18 protein-coding genes are annotated in these 17,921 nt (G+C 40.9%); 11 read left to right on the top strand and 7 right to left on the bottom strand.

Annotated elements, in window-relative coordinates:
• Positions 1 to 126: 126 nt before the first annotated feature.
• The 7 genes from AY607_RS02555 to rfbB all read right to left on the bottom strand — a co-directional run bounded on the left by AY607_RS02555 (position 127) and on the right by rfbB (position 6,964).
• Positions 127 to 1,014: a glycosyltransferase family 2 protein gene (locus AY607_RS02555; RefSeq protein ID WP_064096890.1), complete on the bottom strand. Its 888-nt coding sequence runs from the start codon at positions 1,012 to 1,014 to the stop codon at positions 127 to 129.
• Between the two features lie 13 nt (positions 1,015 to 1,027).
• The gene (locus tag AY607_RS02550; RefSeq protein WP_064101668.1) at positions 1,028 to 2,272 is read right to left on the bottom strand and encodes an O-antigen translocase; all 1,245 of its coding nucleotides are present in this window, start codon (positions 2,270 to 2,272) and stop codon (positions 1,028 to 1,030) included.
• On the bottom strand, positions 2,273 to 3,388 hold the full coding sequence (locus AY607_RS02545) for a DegT/DnrJ/EryC1/StrS family aminotransferase (protein WP_064101667.1): 1,116 nt from the start codon (positions 3,386 to 3,388) through the stop codon (positions 2,273 to 2,275).
• 62 nt (positions 3,389 to 3,450) lie between these two features.
• On the bottom strand, positions 3,451 to 4,542 hold the full coding sequence (locus tag AY607_RS02540) for an acyltransferase family protein (protein ID WP_064101666.1): 1,092 nt from the start codon (positions 4,540 to 4,542) through the stop codon (positions 3,451 to 3,453).
• Positions 4,543 to 4,611: 69 nt separating this feature from the next.
• Positions 4,612 to 5,025, bottom strand: coding sequence for a sugar 3,4-ketoisomerase (locus AY607_RS02535; RefSeq protein WP_064101665.1), 414 nt, complete (start codon positions 5,023 to 5,025; stop codon positions 4,612 to 4,614).
• A gap of 5 nt (positions 5,026 to 5,030) precedes the next feature.
• Positions 5,031 to 5,906, bottom strand: coding sequence for a glucose-1-phosphate thymidylyltransferase RfbA (gene rfbA / locus AY607_RS02530; RefSeq protein WP_064096885.1), 876 nt, complete (start codon positions 5,904 to 5,906; stop codon positions 5,031 to 5,033).
• The gene (rfbB, locus tag AY607_RS02525; RefSeq protein ID WP_064101735.1) at positions 5,906 to 6,964 is read right to left on the bottom strand and encodes a dTDP-glucose 4,6-dehydratase; all 1,059 of its coding nucleotides are present in this window, start codon (positions 6,962 to 6,964) and stop codon (positions 5,906 to 5,908) included. The genes rfbA and rfbB overlap by 1 nt, the downstream gene beginning before the upstream one ends.
• 742 nt (positions 6,965 to 7,706) lie before the next feature.
• Between rfbB and AY607_RS02520 the strand changes: the two genes are divergently transcribed.
• The 11 genes from AY607_RS02520 to ahr all read left to right on the top strand — a co-directional run bounded on the left by AY607_RS02520 (position 7,707) and on the right by ahr (position 17,880).
• On the top strand, positions 7,707 to 8,783 hold the full coding sequence (locus AY607_RS02520) for a polysaccharide biosynthesis/export family protein (RefSeq protein ID WP_064101664.1): 1,077 nt from the start codon (positions 7,707 to 7,709) through the stop codon (positions 8,781 to 8,783).
• A 249-nt stretch (positions 8,784 to 9,032) separates the two neighbouring features.
• The gene (locus tag AY607_RS02515) at positions 9,033 to 11,216 is read left to right on the top strand and encodes a polysaccharide biosynthesis tyrosine autokinase (RefSeq protein WP_064101663.1); all 2,184 of its coding nucleotides are present in this window, start codon (positions 9,033 to 9,035) and stop codon (positions 11,214 to 11,216) included.
• Positions 11,217 to 11,382: 166 nt separating this feature from the next.
• Positions 11,383 to 12,087 (top strand): FKBP-type peptidyl-prolyl cis-trans isomerase, encoded by a 705-nt coding sequence (locus tag AY607_RS02510; protein ID WP_064096882.1) that lies wholly within the window; start codon positions 11,383 to 11,385, stop codon positions 12,085 to 12,087.
• Between the two features lie 49 nt (positions 12,088 to 12,136).
• Complete coding sequence (locus AY607_RS02505; RefSeq protein ID WP_064096881.1) at positions 12,137 to 12,826, top strand: FKBP-type peptidyl-prolyl cis-trans isomerase; 690 nt, start codon at positions 12,137 to 12,139, stop codon at positions 12,824 to 12,826.
• Between the two features lie 164 nt (positions 12,827 to 12,990).
• Positions 12,991 to 13,725, top strand: coding sequence for a dienelactone hydrolase family protein (locus AY607_RS02500; protein ID WP_064101662.1), 735 nt, complete (start codon positions 12,991 to 12,993; stop codon positions 13,723 to 13,725).
• A gap of 91 nt (positions 13,726 to 13,816) precedes the next feature.
• A complete protein-coding gene (locus AY607_RS02495) occupies positions 13,817 to 14,179 on the top strand; it encodes an HIT family protein (RefSeq protein WP_064101661.1) in 363 nt (120 codons plus the stop codon).
• A gap of 160 nt (positions 14,180 to 14,339) precedes the next feature.
• On the top strand, positions 14,340 to 15,368 hold the full coding sequence (gene mutY, locus AY607_RS02490) for an A/G-specific adenine glycosylase (protein ID WP_064101660.1): 1,029 nt from the start codon (positions 14,340 to 14,342) through the stop codon (positions 15,366 to 15,368).
• 69 nt (positions 15,369 to 15,437) lie between these two features.
• Positions 15,438 to 15,980, top strand: a complete 543-nt coding sequence (locus AY607_RS02485; protein ID WP_064101734.1) for a M23 family metallopeptidase — start codon at positions 15,438 to 15,440, stop codon at positions 15,978 to 15,980.
• Positions 15,981 to 15,995: 15 nt separating this feature from the next.
• Positions 15,996 to 16,241 carry a hypothetical protein gene (locus AY607_RS02480; RefSeq protein ID WP_064096877.1) on the top strand — a complete coding sequence of 82 codons (246 nt, stop codon included), beginning with the start codon at positions 15,996 to 15,998 and terminating at the stop codon, positions 16,239 to 16,241.
• A gap of 24 nt (positions 16,242 to 16,265) precedes the next feature.
• Positions 16,266 to 16,862 carry a DNA-3-methyladenine glycosylase I gene (locus AY607_RS02475; RefSeq protein WP_064096876.1) on the top strand — a complete coding sequence of 199 codons (597 nt, stop codon included), beginning with the start codon at positions 16,266 to 16,268 and terminating at the stop codon, positions 16,860 to 16,862.
• The gene (gene ahr / locus AY607_RS02470; protein ID WP_064096875.1) at positions 16,852 to 17,880 is read left to right on the top strand and encodes an NADPH-dependent aldehyde reductase Ahr; all 1,029 of its coding nucleotides are present in this window, start codon (positions 16,852 to 16,854) and stop codon (positions 17,878 to 17,880) included. Before AY607_RS02475 ends, ahr begins: the two co-directional genes overlap by 11 nt.
• The last annotated feature ends 41 nt before the right edge of the window (positions 17,881 to 17,921 follow it).

The raw sequence follows: 17,921 nt of genomic DNA, 5'->3' as shown, positions 1-17,921 counted from the left end.
TACTTAGCAGAAAAGCAAAAGAACCGATTAATATTTATATTACTAATTTAATTATTTTCTTATTTAAGATATTTTAAAATTATTTTTCTCTAACAAAATTAACAATATTTATCAAACTTATTTATATTAAAAATCTTTTTTAATCAATAACCAGTAAAAAAACCTGAAAAAATCATATGTTAAAATTTCAGATGGATATTCTCTCAAAATACTGAGCATTTTTTCTAATGATTGTTTTTTGGAAAATAACCCTAACTCGAATGCATTTATCCATAAAGCTCTTTTTTTTGCTTTATTAAATAGAATATGATTTTGGTACTCATTTAAAATCATCATTCTCGAATCATGCATAAGTGACGTCTGTTTATGCATATTATTATCATGTAGCCTGTATTTAGCAAAAATAACAGGAAGATAACATAACTCCCCTTCCTGTGCTAAAAGCAGCCACATATACCAATCTTCGATTTTTACCTTAGCATCATAACCGCCAATTTTTTTCAAAGCTTTAGATCGGATCAGTTGGGTCGTAGCTGGCAAATCATGTTCTAATAATAAAATTTTTTCAAAATTATAACTTTGTCTTTTTTTTACCCTATTTTTGACAAGATTGGACTCATTATCAATAACCGCCACTCCTCCAAATACTGCGATACAATTTTTGTTCTGGTTTAAAAATTCGGATTGTATTTTTATTTTATCTTTTAAGATTATATCATCTGAAGCCAGAGAAGAAAAATATTCTCCCTGTGTCCATTCTAATGCTTCATTCAAGGTTGCACTCAAGCCCTGATTGGGTCGATGTCTAAACTCAAATCGGGTAAATCGTTTTTCACAGAGCGGAATCAGTTCTTGGATTTTTTCTACGGAAGAATCTGTAGATCCATCATCAATGACAATTAACTCAATATTCTGATACGACTGCTCAATGACACTCCGGATACTGTCACACACAAATCTCTCATGATTATAACTTGGTATAATGATAGAAATTAAAGGGTATTCAATTTTCATATTATATCTCTTTTTATTCTAATGGTTTAAATATAAATAAACTGATAACTATCCAATATATCCCGTAATTTACCAGGTAAGCAATTGAAACCCCTTCAAATCCAAAAACCTGGGTACATACATAGGTCAAAACCAGAAGGGACACAGTAAATATAATTTCTGTAGAAATATACAGTTTGGTCATGGCTTTGCTTAACATTAAATAAGCAAGTATCCAGCTCCCTATTTTTAATGCATCACCCATCATTTGCCAAAAGAACAGGCTTTGCATGGGTGCGAAAGAGGGACTGAACAATACGTTGATAATCCAATCACGTAGCACAAAAACGATGATTCCACCTGCCACAGCCAGTGGAAACAGGAACTTGTAGCCTAAATAGATTTCTTTCTTAATTTCATCAAGCATCTTGAGTTCTGATAAACGTGGTAAGTAATAGACTCCCAATATTGTTGTAACCAGCATCAGGTATACGGTACTTAGACGGATCATCGCTTCCCAGTATCCTGCATATGCCAGGCCAAACTCCTGGCTTAAATAGGCGCGAATCAGCATTTGCGATAAAGGCACGCAGATTGCACTCACCAATGCCATCCAGACAAAAGAACTAAATTTTTTAGTAATTTCGAGGTCTATTTTTCCAAACAGAGATGAAAATTTAAACCACTTCGCTCGATAACACAGAAATAAAGTCACTATAAATGCAATAGACTGATAAATAGATAATGCAATCAAGGCACCATATAGGTGTAATTTTATAGCCAAAATACTGGTAATAATAAGCGCGAATAAACTGCCTGCAATATTGGCAATAACCAGTTTTAATATTTCTTTTTTTCCATTTAATATTGCTAAAAACAAGGTATTAAAATTAAAAAATACTAAAAATACTGCGAACCATACGAAAACATTTTGATATTCAAGAGTATGAAATATATACAGTGATAGCTGGCTTTGGAAAATTAAAATTAGTATTGCAAAAATCAGGCTGAATAGAAAAACAAGACTGCCTGCCGTTTTCCAGATTGCACGTTGTCTGTTTTGGTCTTCATGATACTCGGCCGTATATTTAATGACGGCAGTATTAATTGCGCTACCCGCAAAAGTGGTCACCATTTGAATAAAATTTTGAAATTGTCCTAAAGCGGCATATCCAGTCGGTCCCAGATATACAGCCAGAATTTTATTCAGTACAAACAGGGTTAGGGTCTTAATCAACACCGCCACACCATTGAGTACGCTGGTCGTAAGTAAATTCATCTATATTTGAAAACCATTACATAACTGAACAATCTGCTTTGCTTCATCTACAGATAAAGTAGGCCCGATCGGCAAGCTCAAGACCTCGGCATGAATTTGTTCTGAAATTGGTAAACTTAAGTCATTCCACTCTTTATAAGCTTGTTGTTTATGCGGTGGAATCGGATAATGAATCAGTGTCTGTACCCCATGGTCTGCCAGATATTTTTGTAATTCTTCCCGATGTCTGGTTCGAATGACAAACAAATGCCAAACATGCTGGGTATAAGTTTCCGTGTCTATAATTATGAGTGGAAGCTCAATGGCCGGATTTTGAATTCCTTTTAAATAGAGATCTGCAATCTGGCGGCGATGCTGGTTCTCCCGGTCCAAAAATTTCAGTTTTATATTTAGAATTGCAGCCTGGATTTCATCAAGGCGACTATTTACTCCAGGTACCAGATTTTTATATTTTTCATGTGAACCATAATTACGTATAGCCTTTAGCATATCGGCTAACTCGGCATCGTTGGTGGTAATCGCTCCCCCGTCTCCTAATGCACCCAAGTTTTTACCCGGATAAAAACTAAAGCCTGAGGCATCTCCCCAATTTCCTGCTTTTTTACCCCCTATTTCAGCACCGTGAGCTTGGGCTGAATCCTCTAAAACCAGTAGATGGTATTTCTTGGCAATACTCATAATTTCTGGCATTGCAGCAAGCTGTCCATATAAATGAACTGGTAAAATTGCCTTGGTTCGGTCTGTAATGGCTGCTTCAATTTTTTTAGTATCAATATTAAAAGTATGAACATCCGGTTCGACCAGCACCGGTTTTAAATTATTTTGTGAAATCGCGAGAATACTTGCGATATAGGTATTTGAAGGCACAATGACTTCATCTGCCTCATGAAGTTTTCCCAATTCCTTCCATGCACGTAGGGTCAGAATAAGTGCATCCAGTCCATTTGCCACTCCGACGGCATACTGTGTACCACAATAGTTTGCAAAATTTCGTTCAAATTCTTCTAATTCTTTGCCACATATATACCAGCCTGAATCAATGACCTGCGTACAAGCAGTTATAAGTTTTTCACGGTATTGCGCGTTTATTGCTTTTAGATCAAGAAAAGGAATCATTCTTATCAATCTCACATCATTTTTTATTTATTTTTTAATTTCAATTCTATTAAAATTAAAGTTTATTTATTTAGTTCATAACTCTTAGATTTAAAACCTGGTTCTAATAAAAATTGTTTCATTTTCCTATTGAGAGGTTTTTCGATATATTTATACATTAAAAAACTAGCGATCAAGGTGATTATAAAAATAATTCCTGAAAACAGCATTAAATCTATATCGAATGACAGTAGCTTTTTTATATAATTTAAAACTTGAATTTCTAAAACATGAAGCAGATAAAAAGAAAAACTAATTTCACCCGCTAGTACCATATATTTACTTGATAAAAATCTAGTAATAATGCTCTTTTCCTTTGCAACATGAGATAATGCAAAAACAAGGATAATAGCTGCCATCGGTAGCCAGTAGTAAATAGAATACCTGTAACTTATATTGATATCATCATGAAATACAAAGAATAGAACAAAAAGCAAAATTGCTGCAATTTCAATAACGAAAACAGATCGGTTTATTTTAGAGTAACTTAATTTTATTTTTTCAAAAATATCAAACAGGACCATGCCCAGTAAAAAATCAGAAAAACGCACAAATGGTGAGATATATAGCCAATAGTGATTCTGATTTTTATCCAGCTGAAAATTTAATAGTAAAATACCTATAAAATACAAAATAAAAATATAGCCTCTTAATTTTTCAGATATTAAAAGTGCAAAGGGAAAAAGTAAGTAAAAGAACATTTCATCAGAAATACTCCAGGAAGGAGAATTTAATGAAAAATGAATATTTTCTTCCAGAAAAAAGCTTTGCATCAGAAAAATATGCTGAAACAGGTATTCCCACCCTTGTCCATACTGGATAAAGGTTAATAGAAGCACAATCACCGTAGTTGCAATATGTACCGGATATACCCGTGCTAAGCGAGAAATATAAAACTCTTTTTTTGAAATACTTCCAGTGAGAAATTTTTCTCTATAGTTATAGGCTAAAATAAATCCACTTAATATAAAGAAGAAACTGACACCTAAAAATCCTTCATTAAAAATATTATTAAAAACATCTGCATAATATGTGTCATTTTTGAGAAAAGCCAAATGACTCAGAAAAACAAATAGCGCAAAAAACATACGCAACGATGTAAGCGGCTTAATCATCTCATACATCTCCTTAATATTTATTATTATTTAAAACCCTGTTTTTTATTATGCTATTATTTTAATTCACTATTGCGTACAGGTCTTATGCAGTTCTTTTAAAAACTGGTCATAATTGCGGATATAATCGCTTTCATCATAATAATCGCTTGCCAATACCAGCAATATGCAATCTTTGGAAAAATCATGCATCTCATGCCAAACCATTGGCGGGATAAATAATCCTTTATTAGACTGACCTATTAAGACCTCTAGCTTTTCTTTGCCATTATCCATCAGCATTTTGCAACTGCCTTGAATGCAAAAAGCAATTTGTTGAAGGTCTTTATGTGCATGAAATCCACGAGGAACATCAGGCTGAGCACCGAAAATATAATAGAGCCTCTGTATACTAAAAGGAACATTCCGATTAGCTTCGGCGACCACCAAGCTACCACGATGATCTCCCAGATTAGGTAATTCTATCCATTCGATAAGATTCATCGTTATTACCCCACTAAAGAAATCAGATATTGTCCATAGCCATTTTTATTCATTGTTTGACCAATCGCTAAAACTTCCTCTCTGCTCAGCCAGCCATTATTCAATGCAATTTCTTCCAGGCAGGCCACTTTATAACCCTGACGTTTTTCAATAGTTTCTACAAATTGAGCTGCCTCAAGCAGACTGCCCTGTGTTCCTGTATCCAACCAGGCAAACCCACGCCCCAACAATTCAACATTTAAATCACCTCGTTCCAGATATGCCTGATTAATCGAGGTAATTTCCAGCTCACCCCGTTCGGAGGGTTGCACCTGTTTGGCAATTTGAATCACATCATTGTCATAAAAATACAGGCCCGTTACGGCGAAGTTAGATTTAGGATGTTTCGGTTTTTCTTCAATTGAAATCACGCGGTGCTGTTCATCAAATTCCACCACGCCAAAGCGCTCAGGATCTTTCACCTGATAACCAAATACCGTTGCTCCTTTTTGCCGTGCTGCAGCTTGACGTAGCATAGGGGTAAAACCTTGCCCGTAGAAAATATTATCGCCCAGCACCAGACATACATTGCTTTGGCCAATAAATTTTTCGCCCAGGATAAAGGCTTGTGCCAAACCATCAGGGCGAGGCTGAATTGCATAACTCAGCTCCATGCCAAACTGTGAACCATCTCCCAATAAACGCTTAAATCCCTCAATATCCTCTGGCGTACTAATAACCAGAACGTCACTGATACCAGCTAACATCAGGACAGATAATGGGTAATAAACCATCGGTTTGTCATAAATCGGAAGTAGCTGTTTCGAGATGCCTTTGGTAATCGGATGCAAACGTGTGCCCGAACCACCGGCTAAAATAATCCCCTTGGTTGTGCTAGCCATTAGACTGCCTCCCCTAAACGTTCACGCTGATAAGAACCATCCTGAACGCGATGACACCATGTCAGATTATCCAGATACCATTGCACAGTTTTACGGATACCGGTCTCGAATGATTCCTGTGGCTTCCACCCCAGTTCCCGTTCAATTTTTGAAGCATCAATGGCATAGCGCAGATCATGTCCAGGCCGATCATTAACAAAAGTTATGAGGCTTTCATAACGTTCCCCATTCAGTTGGGGTTTTAATTCATCTAAAATCTGACAGATGGTTTTGACTACGTCTATATTTTGTTTTTCATTCCATCCGCCAATATTATAGGTCTCACCTACAATGCCTTGAGTCGCAACCTGATATAAAGCGCGGGCATGGTCTTCTACGAAAAGCCAGTCCCGAACCTGCTGACCGTTGCCATACACTGGTAAGGGTTTCCCCTCCAAAGCATTGAGGATCATCAAAGGAATCAGTTTTTCAGGAAAATGATAAGGTCCATAGTTATTGGAACAGTTTGTGACCACGACTGGCAAACCATAAGTTCTATGCCAAGCACGCACCAGATGATCCGAGCTGGCCTTACTGGCCGAATAAGGTGAACTTGGCAAATAAGGTGTGGTTTCTGCAAACAGATCGGTTGTGCCTTCCAAATCTCCATAGACCTCATCTGTTGAAATATGGTGGAATTTGAATCTGGATTTTTTAATTTCAGGCAGCTTTTGCCAATACTTTCGTGCAGCTTCTAATAAGGTATAGGTACCGACAATATTTGTTTTAATAAATTCGGCCGGGCCATCGATGGATCGGTCCACATGAGACTCTGCCGCTAGATGCATGACCACATCGGGTTCAAAGCTTGCAAATAATCGTGTTAAAGCTGCATGATCACAAATATCAGTTTGAGAGAAATGGTAACGTGGGTGATCCGATATAGAAATTAAAGATTCTAGATTACCCGCATAAGTTAACTTATCAACATTTAAGACTTGATGTTCAGTCTCCTTGACCAGATGCCGGATGACAGCAGATCCAATAAAACCGGCTCCACCAGTCACTAATATTTTCATCACCATTTTAAATACCCTTTAATATTTTTATTCTACTTTTCACTAATTATTTTTAATATATTGATGCCTTTTAAGCTTCTCTATTTTTATTGATTTGTTCATAAGATATATTAATTCTATTACACAAACCACTTACAAAAAAAGCCGATACTTAAATGTAGTTACATTTTATGAATCTATTTTCGTTTTTAAAAATATTTTTACCCTATATTGATCTTAATCCTGCACACACTTTCCAGCCAATATTGTTCTAATATTCATCATTTTTTTTATTCCAATACTTTAATTAACAATGTTTTATTTTAATTCCATAAGGCATAATTATTCTATAAATTATTAAACTAATGCTTAAATTAAATAAAAATCAACAATCTAAGAAACCTTTAGATCAGATAAAAATTATATAAAAATACTTTCCTCGATTAATTTCTATCGTTATTGCTTCTTTCATTGGATTCAACTCATCTATTAAAAAATAACAATTAGAAACAATTAATCTTCTTTATAATCTTAAAAAATTTTCTATATCTCTACCGCTTGTTCAATCAAGCTTTCACGTCCATTTTCGTCCATCTTTTTGCAAAATCTTAGCCTGGCGTTATTTAATTGGGTCAAAAATAGCTATAGACAAGGTATGTGATATATTATATTTTTTAGACGTTAATCACATAAATCGAATTAAAAAAATTAATAATTATTAATAAATACCAATTCTGAACATATAAAAATAAAGGGGTTTCAAGTGAACCATAGACACCTTTTAGGTATTTTTACCTTAAGCCTATCTTTAGTTGGATGTGCAGCAATATCCGGCTTTCAAACCTATAATTTACCGAAAGAAGGCATCTATCAAACTGAGCTAGGAACACCTGTCAATCTGGTGCAATTAAATCAGCAAACCCTGCCTGTCGTACAGTCGGCCCAAACAAATAATCTCAGTCATTATGCTGCTTTATTTCAGACCGAGGTGCAGGATTACCGCTTGAATCCGGGTGATATCTTATCTTTTCAATTATGGGCTTATCCTGAAATCAGTGCCGCCCCTACGGCCAGCGATAATAACAACGGCTATCAAATTGACCGGAATGGTTATATTCACTTTCCATTCATTGGACGCTATAAAGCAGCAGGAAAAACTCTTCCGCAAGTGAATCAGGAAGTACGACGCCTATTAACACCTTATTTAAACCGCCCGGATGTAGTGGTACGCGTGATTTCATATCAAGGACAACGCTATTCTGTGGTTGGCAATGTGAAATCGGCAGGACAGTTTTACCTATCTGACCAACCGATCAGTGTTTATACAGCATTAGGTCTGGCTGGCGGTATCAATGAGCAGGGTGACTCGACTTCAATTCAACTGGTACGTCAGGGGGTGACCTATGACCTGAATACTATTGCACTGGAAAAGGCGGGATATTCTTTACATAAACTCTTGATTCAACCAAATGACACTCTTTATATCAGCCCTCGTGAAAACCAGAAAATCTATGTGATAGGGGAAGCAGGTGCCAATAAACCGTTGCCAATACGTGATCAGGGAATGACGCTTGCGGATGTACTGGGTGAAAGTGAAGGCATCAACCCCTATTCAGCGAGTGCTAGCCGGATTTATGTCTTACGTGGCAATTCCGATAACAAGATGACCGACATATATCACTTAAGTTTAAACAACCTTGGAGATTTTGGCCTGGCCAAACAGTTCAAGATGCGTAGTAACGATATTGTCTATGTAGATGCCACAGGTCTGACTCGTTGGGAACGCGTTGTGAGCCAGATTCTTCCATTTTCATATGTCGCTGACTCGGCTATACGATAGGTAGTTTAGTTATAGTACCAGGTGCTTAATACTGTATATGAAACAGACACAATAAGAACTGTCTTCTTCTGATCATTATTAAAATATCTGGCCTTATGCGGGTTAGATATTTCAAGAAAGGACCATATAACCAGAATTTTAGAGTCCTTTTTCGCAAAGGCAGCAAGTCTTTGATTATTTTATATAATTTTATTAAAAAATAACTCACTGACTGGAAAAATCACTTTTAAACTTTTAGATAGTAAAATTATGAACAAAAATAACAATACCGAAAATATGATTGACCTAAAAGGGGTGTTCTTTTCCCTGCTCGCGCAATGGAAACTCATCCTTTTATGTGGCTTGCTCAGCCTGATTGTCGTGCTGCTGTACATACGTACCGCAGCCCCTAGCTATAAGGTAGATGCAATTGTCCAGGTCGAGGAAAGTAGAGGGGCATCAGCTGCTTTATTAGGCAGCCTGTCAAGTATTATTAGTCAGATGTCTTCGTCGAATGCTGAGATTGAGGTGTTAAAATCACGCACTATTCTTGAATCCGTGATTGATCGCTTAAATCTGGATCTGCATATCGCCAGTACTGAAGAATCTTTTATCAACCGTCTTATTCAGGGAAGAAACTCGCAAACCGAATATCAGCCTGAAACAGTACGCTTTAAAGAAGGTTTTAAAAGCTTTGATATCCGTCAGTTTGAAGTTCCTGCAGCGTATCTGGATAAAAGTCTCCTGCTAAAATTTCAACCACAGAGCTTTAGCCTGATCAATCCAGCTACAGAAGAAATTGTCTTTCAAGGGCCACTTAACCAGGCCGTTCAAGGCAAAGCTGCACAGGGAGACTGGAAAGTTGCCATCTTCACTCAGGATAAGCTAGATAACAGCTATCGAGTTCAAAAACTCTCGCTGCCTACAGCGATTGATTCCATTCTCGCCAATTACTCCGTTACAGAAAAAGGCGAACTGAGTGGTGTTCTGCAGCTTCGTTATCAGGGGCAAGATAAACAGCACATCACCAAAGTACTGAACACGATTTTAGCCCTTTATAGCCAGCATAATATTACACGCCGTTCCACAGAAACAGCCCAGACACTGGCATTTCTGGATGAACAATTACCGGATTTAAGAAAACAGCTGGATAATGCAGAATTTGCCTTTAATAAATTCCGCCAACAGCATAATACTGTTGATATTGCTAAAGAATCTGAATTGTACTTAAACCAGAGCGTCACCCTCGAAACACAAAAAGTCTTACTCGAACAGAGACAGGCTGAAATAGGTGCCAAATATGCAGCACTACATCCGGCCATGCGGGAAATTACCGCTCAACTTCGGGTCATCAATGGCAAGATTGGCGAGCTGAATACCGCACTTAAAAATGTTCCAGAGATCCAACGCCAGTTCTTGCAACTGTCACGTGATGTAGAAGTCAAACAGCAACTGTATACCAACCTGGTAAATTCCTATCAGCAACTGCGTATTGCCAAAGCGGGTGAAATTGGCAATGTCCATATCATTGATACCGCACTTGAACCGATTGACCAGATGCAACAGAAAACACCCCTGATTCTGTTCCTCGCCTTCTGGTTCGGTATTTTCCTGGGAATCCTGGTGGCATTATTCCGCAATATGCTGCGTTCCGGGGTGAAAGAGAGCAGTCAGATAGAATATCAACTGGGGCTTCCGGTCTATGCGAATATCGCACACTCCCCGAGTCAGAAACCTGGGCTAAAACTCCTGAAAAAGAAAAATATTCCTTTTGTATTGGCCCTTAAACATAGCGATGATATTGCGATCGAAAGTTTGCGCAGCATCCGCACTGCGAGCCATTTTGCCCTTGGCCAGGCCAAGAACAACATCATTATGATTTCAGGTCCCGCACCCAAAGTTGGAAAATCATTTGTTTGTAGCAACCTGGCGGTCATCATGGCAGAAAAAAACAAACGCGTACTGGTGATTGATGCAGACTTGCGTCGTGGTCATATCCACAAATATTTTGATCTGGATCATCAAAATGGATTAACTGAATACCTGAATGAGCAAATTACATTAGAACAGACGATACAAAACACCAATCTTCCGAACTTAAATGTCATCACCTGCGGTAAAAGCTCAACCCATCCATCTGAGCTTCTTAATTCGGTATGCTTTCAGGAGCTACTGCAATCTGTGATTCCACACTATGACCATATCATTATTGACACACCACCTGTATTGGCGGTCACGGATGCGACTATCGTAGCCCGATATGTCGGACTCAATTTGGTCGTGGCACGCTATGCAAAAACTCAAATGAAGGAGCTTGAGCTGACATTGAACCGTTTTAAACAAGCCGGTTGTATCGTAAATGGCTTTATCCTGAATGATATTCAGCCTTCGGCCGCAGGAAGCTATACTTACGATTACATTTACAGTTATAAGTCTAGAGTACAAAATAGCTGACCCCATTCATAAAAAAAACCAGCAATTGCTGGTTTTTTTTATGTCTTCCAGCTTCAACAGAATTGCGGTATTCGCTTGCTAAAAAACCACCCATTCTGCAAGATTTCTCAAAATTTTCTGCTAAGATGGAATGAACCTCCACGATAACATTAGATTGGAATAATACATGAGTAAGGCCTTACCGATTGCTGTCGCTGTTCTTTTAGGCGGTGCCGCGCTAGTACCTGTTTACTATGCAACTCAAAACCCAGCTGCTCAAACAACAAAAGCATCTAAAAATGCCTCAGCTGTTTCTAAAATCAGCTATGCACTTGGTTATGAAGTCGCTCACCAAACTCCACCTGAGCTGGATATTGACAGCTTTGTGACAGGTGTTCGTGAAGGTCATGCCCGTACTGCACCTGCTTATACTGAAGAAGAATTACAGGCCGCTTATGAGCAGTTCCAGAAAGAAATGCAGCAAAAGCAAGTCGACAGTGCCAAGCAGGCTCAAGCATCCAGCGATACTTTCCTGACTGAAAATGCCAAAAAAGCAGGGGTAAAAACCACAGCATCTGGTTTGCAATATCTAGTCACTAAAGAAGGCACCGGCAAACAGCCTGCGGCATCGTCAATCGTGAAAGTCCATTACACCGGAAAACTGGTTGATGGTACCGTATTTGATAGCTCGGTCGAACGTGGTGAGCCGATTGAGTTCCCACTCAACCAGGTAATTCCAGGCTGGACCGAAGGGTTGCAACTAATGAAAGAAGGCGGTAAAGCCACGCTATATATTCCGGCAAAACTGGCTTATGGCGAACAGGGCGTACCAGGAACTATTCCTCCTAACAGCACTTTGATTTTTGATGTGGAACTGATCGAAGTCAAATAATCCACGAATAAGGAGAGCATTGTGCTCTCCTTTATTTTGAGAAATGATAATGAAAATACAAATAAGCTTGCTGGTTTTACTGCTAAGTTCTGGCAGTCTTTTTGCCAAAGACATCACCACTAAAAGTTCTGAAGCAGAACAGGTGGGTTACAGCTTTGGTTATCTGATGGGAAAAAGTAATGCAGACTCTTTACAAGGTATTGATCTGGATGCCTTCAGTGCCGGTTTAAAAGCTGCTGCTGCCGGAAAACAGGCGACTTTAAGTGAAGAAGAGATGGCGCGGGTACTGACCCAGTTCAAGCGCCAGGCAGAAGCCAAAGAGCTGATTACCCTGAAAAAACAGGCTGATGAAAATGCCAGAATTGGTCAGGCATTTCTGGCAGAGAATGCCAAAAAACCTGGGATCAAAACCACCAAATCAGGCCTGCAATATCAGATTCTTCAGGAAGGTAAAGGCAAATCGCCGAATGCAAACAGTAATGTCCGCGTACATTATGAAGGCCGTTTGATTGATGGTACAGTTTTTGACAGTTCGATTGCCCGTAATCAGCCCGTGGTATTCCGTACCACCCAGGTCATTACTGGCTGGACCGAAGGCTTGCAGCTGATGAAAGAAGGTGCCAAATATCGTTTCTTCATTCCGGCTGAACTGGCCTACGGACAAATTGGTTCAGGGGATGTAATTGAGCCGAACAGTACCTTGATTTTTGATGTGGAATTACTGGAAATTATTAAATAATAAATCCTATTTTTCCTGATAAAAAAGCAGAGAGGTTCTAGATTTACCTCTCTTTTTTTATGCCTTTCAACCTCCCTAAATTGCAAGTTTTCATGTCACATCCCGACCAGTTTTGCTATGTTATGTTTTAATCAAGCGATTCAACAACAATAGAGGACGTCAGCATGGCAGCAATCAAGACCCGCGAAATTCATTACACTGCACAGGATGGCAGCCCATTAATCGGTTATTTTGCCGCACCAGAAACTGATACTCCTGTTGCCGGTATACTGGTTGCACCAGAATGGTGGGGTCGTAACGAATATACCGAACAGCGTGCCCGTGAACTTGCAGAACATGGCTATGCGGCCTTGGCCATGGACATGTATGGGGACAAAAAAGTCACGACCAATTCTGATCAGGCATATCAGTGGATGATGCAGACTTTTGCAGATCCTGACACCATCGTTAACCGTGCCACAGCGGCTTTGAATGCTCTGGCAGCGCAGGATGAAGTTAATCCCGAAAAACTCGCAGCGATTGGTTTCTGCTACGGAGGCAAAGTCGTACTGGATCTGGCCCGTTCCAATGCCCCATTAAAAGCAGTCGTCACTTTTCATGCCAATCTGACGCCAAAAGCACCGGCTCAGGAAGGTCAGGTACAGGCAGAAATCCTAGTGCTGCATGGAGAACTGGACAGTATGGTAACGCTGGATGATGTTGCCAGTTTCCGCGAGGAAATGCAGGCTGCCAAGGTCAAACATGAAGTGACTGTTTTTGAAAATGCCAAACATGGCTTTAGCAACCCGCTTGCCGATGAACGGGCCAAAGCCAATGGCGTGGATCTTGGCTACAATCCAGAAGCGGAACAAAAAGGCCTGGCAGCAATGTACGCCCTACTGGATCGCTGTTTGGCATAAATAGAAACAACTATTCGGCTTGTTTACAGGCTGAATATTTCAGATACTTCATGAAGAAAAGAAAGATAAATCCTACCAGAGGAGAATGTATATGACGGCTGAAACCAACTGCCCCTACTGCAATTTTGACGAATATGATGTCATTGCCAAAAATGATTATGGTGTGGTGTTGCCTGAACCGAATTCATTGTCCGAAGGTCACTGTGTCGTGATTCCATTACGGCATGTGGCCTCATTTTTTGAAGTGACCGACAAAGAACGTAAAAGTTTGATGTCTTTACTGGAACAGGCACGTAATGAACTGCAATTACGCTACCAGCCTGCCGGATTTCATGTCGGTTTTATTGATGGTGAAGTATTTCAGGAAAAGGTAGAACATCTGCATATTCATATTATTCCGCGTTATGCAGGCAAAACCTTGAAGCTGGATGAGCGCTGGGGAATTAACGATTAACCGGGTTCTATATCAAAAATAAATGCTCTACGGAGCGTTTATTTTTTTGAAATCACTCTTCTGCCCAAACAAATGAGCAGCTATTTTTATCCTACTTTTCACATTCCCACCCTGCTGATTCCGCTATACTAGCTGCTGTTTATTCGGTTGCTAGGTGTTCATGTTCGTATTTTCAGATGCCCTGTTGGAATGGTTTGATGTGCATGGTCGTCATGACTTGCCCTGGCAGGTGACCGATGATCCCTATAAAGTCTGGGTTTCTGAAATCATGTTGCAGCAAACCCAGGTCAAAACTGTACTGCAATATTTCGAACGATTTATCCAGCGTTTCCCGACTGTTCAGGACTTAGGTCAAGCCTCATGGGATGAGGTTGCACCTTACTGGGCAGGTCTCGGCTATTATGCCCGCGCCCGCAATCTGCATAAAGCGGCCGGCATCGTGACGGCACAGCAGCAGTTCCCTCATACTCTGGAAGAATGGATGGCTTTGCCCGGCATTGGCCGTTCTACCGCGGGCGCCCTGATGTCACTCGGTTTACGTCAATATGGCGTAATTATGGATGGTAATGTTAAACGGGTATTGTCACGTTTCTTTGCCATTGAAGATGATCTGTCCAAACCAGTGCATGAACGTGCCCTATGGCAGCTGGCGGAGCAGCTCTGTCCTATTGAACGCAATCATAACTATACCCAGGCGATTATGGATCTGGGAGCAACCGTATGTACGCCAAAAAAGCCTTTGTGTCTGTATTGTCCCATGCAGCAGCATTGCAAGGCACATCAGCAAGGACTGGAAAATGAATTGCCTTTCAAGAAGGCTAAAAAACCGGTTCCGGTACGTTCTGCGCAGGTCTTGCTGATCCAGTCCGGTACAGACTGGCTCTGGCAGCAACGTCCCAATAGTGGTCTTTGGGGCGGTCTCTGGTGTCTGCCGATTATTGAAAATGCACATGAATTGGAACAGCGATGCCAGCAGCTGGGCCTGAAAAATATCGTCAAAAAGACCCAGATTAGCCACAGTTTTACCCATTTTACCTGGCACCTTGAAGCGATTGTTTTTGCTGTAGATCAGTATCAGCAGGAGCATCTGGCGATTGAACTGCAAGGCTGCTGGATGAGTCCACAAACAGCAACCGATGCCGGTATTCCGACTGCCATGAAAAAATTGATCACTAGCGTCAATCTGTGACATAGTCTGGACAAAGCAAAATATCGATCAGCTCGACATGAGCATTGCCAATATTTAAGGATGAATAAAGTGCGCCAATACCTTGCTTTGACATGGATTGCTTTCATCACTGTGCTGCTGGCAGCCTGTAGCAGTACACCGAAAAAATCCCCCGCTGTACAACTGAACCCTATCCTGGTGAAGAAGCTCAACAGCCTGCAAATGCCTAGTTCATTGCCAATCCCGGTGGCACGCGTACAGGCACGTGAATTAACAGATACCTGGGGCGCTTCTCGCAGTCGCGGACGTCTGCACGAAGGCATTGATATCCTGGCTCCACGTGGAACCAAAGTTTTTAGCGCGACTGAGGGCCTGATTGCGGATTTACGTAATAACAATTTGGGTGGTAAAGTAGTCTGGATTCTGGGTCCAGGCGGCTCCTGGCATTATTATGCGCATCTGGATGGCCATAAACGTGGCTTAAAAGTAGGCGACCATGTCAAAAAAGGCCAGCTGATCGGTTATGTCGGCAATAGCGGTAATGCCCGGCATACTGCTCCTCATCTGCATTATGGAATCTATTTACAGGGCAAGGGCCGCGGTGTGGTCAACCCTTATCCCTATTTACGTTAATTTTAGGATATTTACATGTCAGAAGCGTTGATCAATCGTCTGGTGGAATTTGCTGAATCAGGCAATCAACAAAAAATTGTATTGAATGGTCAAACTTATCAGGGCTGGGTGATGGAAATTACCGAGGATGCGCTTCTGATCAGTACCGGCTATGCTGACAAGGCTGGTAAAGATATGTGGATTCAATTTAGCGATCTGGATCAGGCTGAACTGTGGTACTGGGACAATCAGCAGGATCAATGGACTGTGTTTAAATTATAAAAGCATCAAAACAAGGAGCATCACATGACTGTGCAACGCTGTGGCTGGTGCTCCGATGATCCGCTGTATATCACCTACCATGACCAGGAATGGGGACAGGCCCTGCTGGATGAAAATCGCCTGTTTGAAATGCTGTGTCTGGAAGGACAGCAGGCCGGTCTGGCTTGGATTACCGTTCTTAAAAAACGTGAAGCTTATCGTGAACATTTTTTTAAATATTCGATCGAATCTATCGCCTCACTTACAGATCAACAACTCCAAATAAAACTCGAAGATGCTAGCCTGATACGGCATCGCGGCAAACTCAATGCCATTCGGGAAAATGCCCAAGCATGGCTAAAGCTGCGACAGCAAGGGATTAATCTGGTGGATTGGCTCGGGTCTTTTGCACAGCAACCGCGACTGAATAATGATGTTGTGGATTATCGGCAAGCACCCGCTCAAACCATTGAGAGTCAGCAGATGTCTAAAGCCCTTAAACAGGCCGGTTTTAAATTTGTCGGACCCACCATTTGCTATGCCTTTATGCAGGCCGTTGGTATGGTCGATGACCATGAAAATCATTGTGACTTTAAAACAATATCCTCCCATTTAAATAAGAGTCGAAATCATGTCGAATAATATTATTCAAGCTTATGCAGCCATGTCTGCAGGTGCGGAACTTGAACCTTATCAGTTTGATGCCGGAGAACTGCAACCGCATCAGGTCGAAATCAAAGTAGAATACTGCGGTCTCTGTCATTCCGATATTTCAGTGATCAATAATGACTGGGGTTCTTCAGTGTATCCGGTTGTAGCAGGACATGAGATTATCGGTACCATTACCCATCTGGGTGCAGAAGCCAAAGGCCTGAAAGTGGGTCAACGGGTGGGTATCGGCTGGACGGCAGAAAGTTGCCAATATTGCGATCCTTGTATTTCAGGCCAGCAGGTGCTGTGTACTGGCGGTCAGGTGGCTACCATTGTCGGACATGCCGGTGGTTTTGCCGACAAAGTGCGTGCCGGATGGCAATGGGTCATTCCCCTACCCGAAGATCTTGATCCTGAAAGTGCTGGCCCCCTGCTCTGTGGCGGGATTACCGTATTTGATCCGATCCTGAAACATCAGATTCAGGCCATTCACCATGTTGGCGTAATTGGTATTGGCGGTTTAGGGCATATGGCCATCAAGCTGCTAAAAGCCTGGGGCTGTGAGATTACCGCTTTCACCTCAAATCTGGATAAAAGTGATGAGCTGAAAGGCATGGGCGCTGACCATGTGGTCAATAGCCGTGATTCGGCTGCCTTAAAAGCCCAGCGTGGCAAGTTTGATTTATTGCTGAGTACGGTCAATGTGACTCTGGATTGGCAGGCTTATCTGGCAACTCTGGCACCCAATGGTACTGTACATATGCTCGGTGTACCTCTGGAACCGATGCAGATTCCGGCTGGCATGCTGATTGGTGGGGCCAAGTCAGTAAGCGGCTCACCGACAGGTTCGCCGGCTGCACTGCGCCAGCTGCTGAAATTTGCTGCACGTAAAAATATTGCTCCGCAAATTGAAGTATTCCCGATGTCACAGCTGAACCAGGCGATTGAACATCTGCATTCAGGCAAAGCCCGTTACCGGATTGTGCTTAAAGCAGATTTTACAGCTTAAATCCTGCTTATTTTCAGCTGTTAAAAAGACCCAGAAATTGG

Origin of the sequence: Acinetobacter sp. SFA, from assembly GCF_001647535.1 — a bacterium.
Classification (GTDB): domain Bacteria; phylum Pseudomonadota; class Gammaproteobacteria; order Pseudomonadales; family Moraxellaceae; genus Acinetobacter; species Acinetobacter pecorum.
The sequence above is the reverse complement of the archived record's forward strand: the minus strand, read 5'-3'. Positions and strand labels throughout refer to the sequence as shown.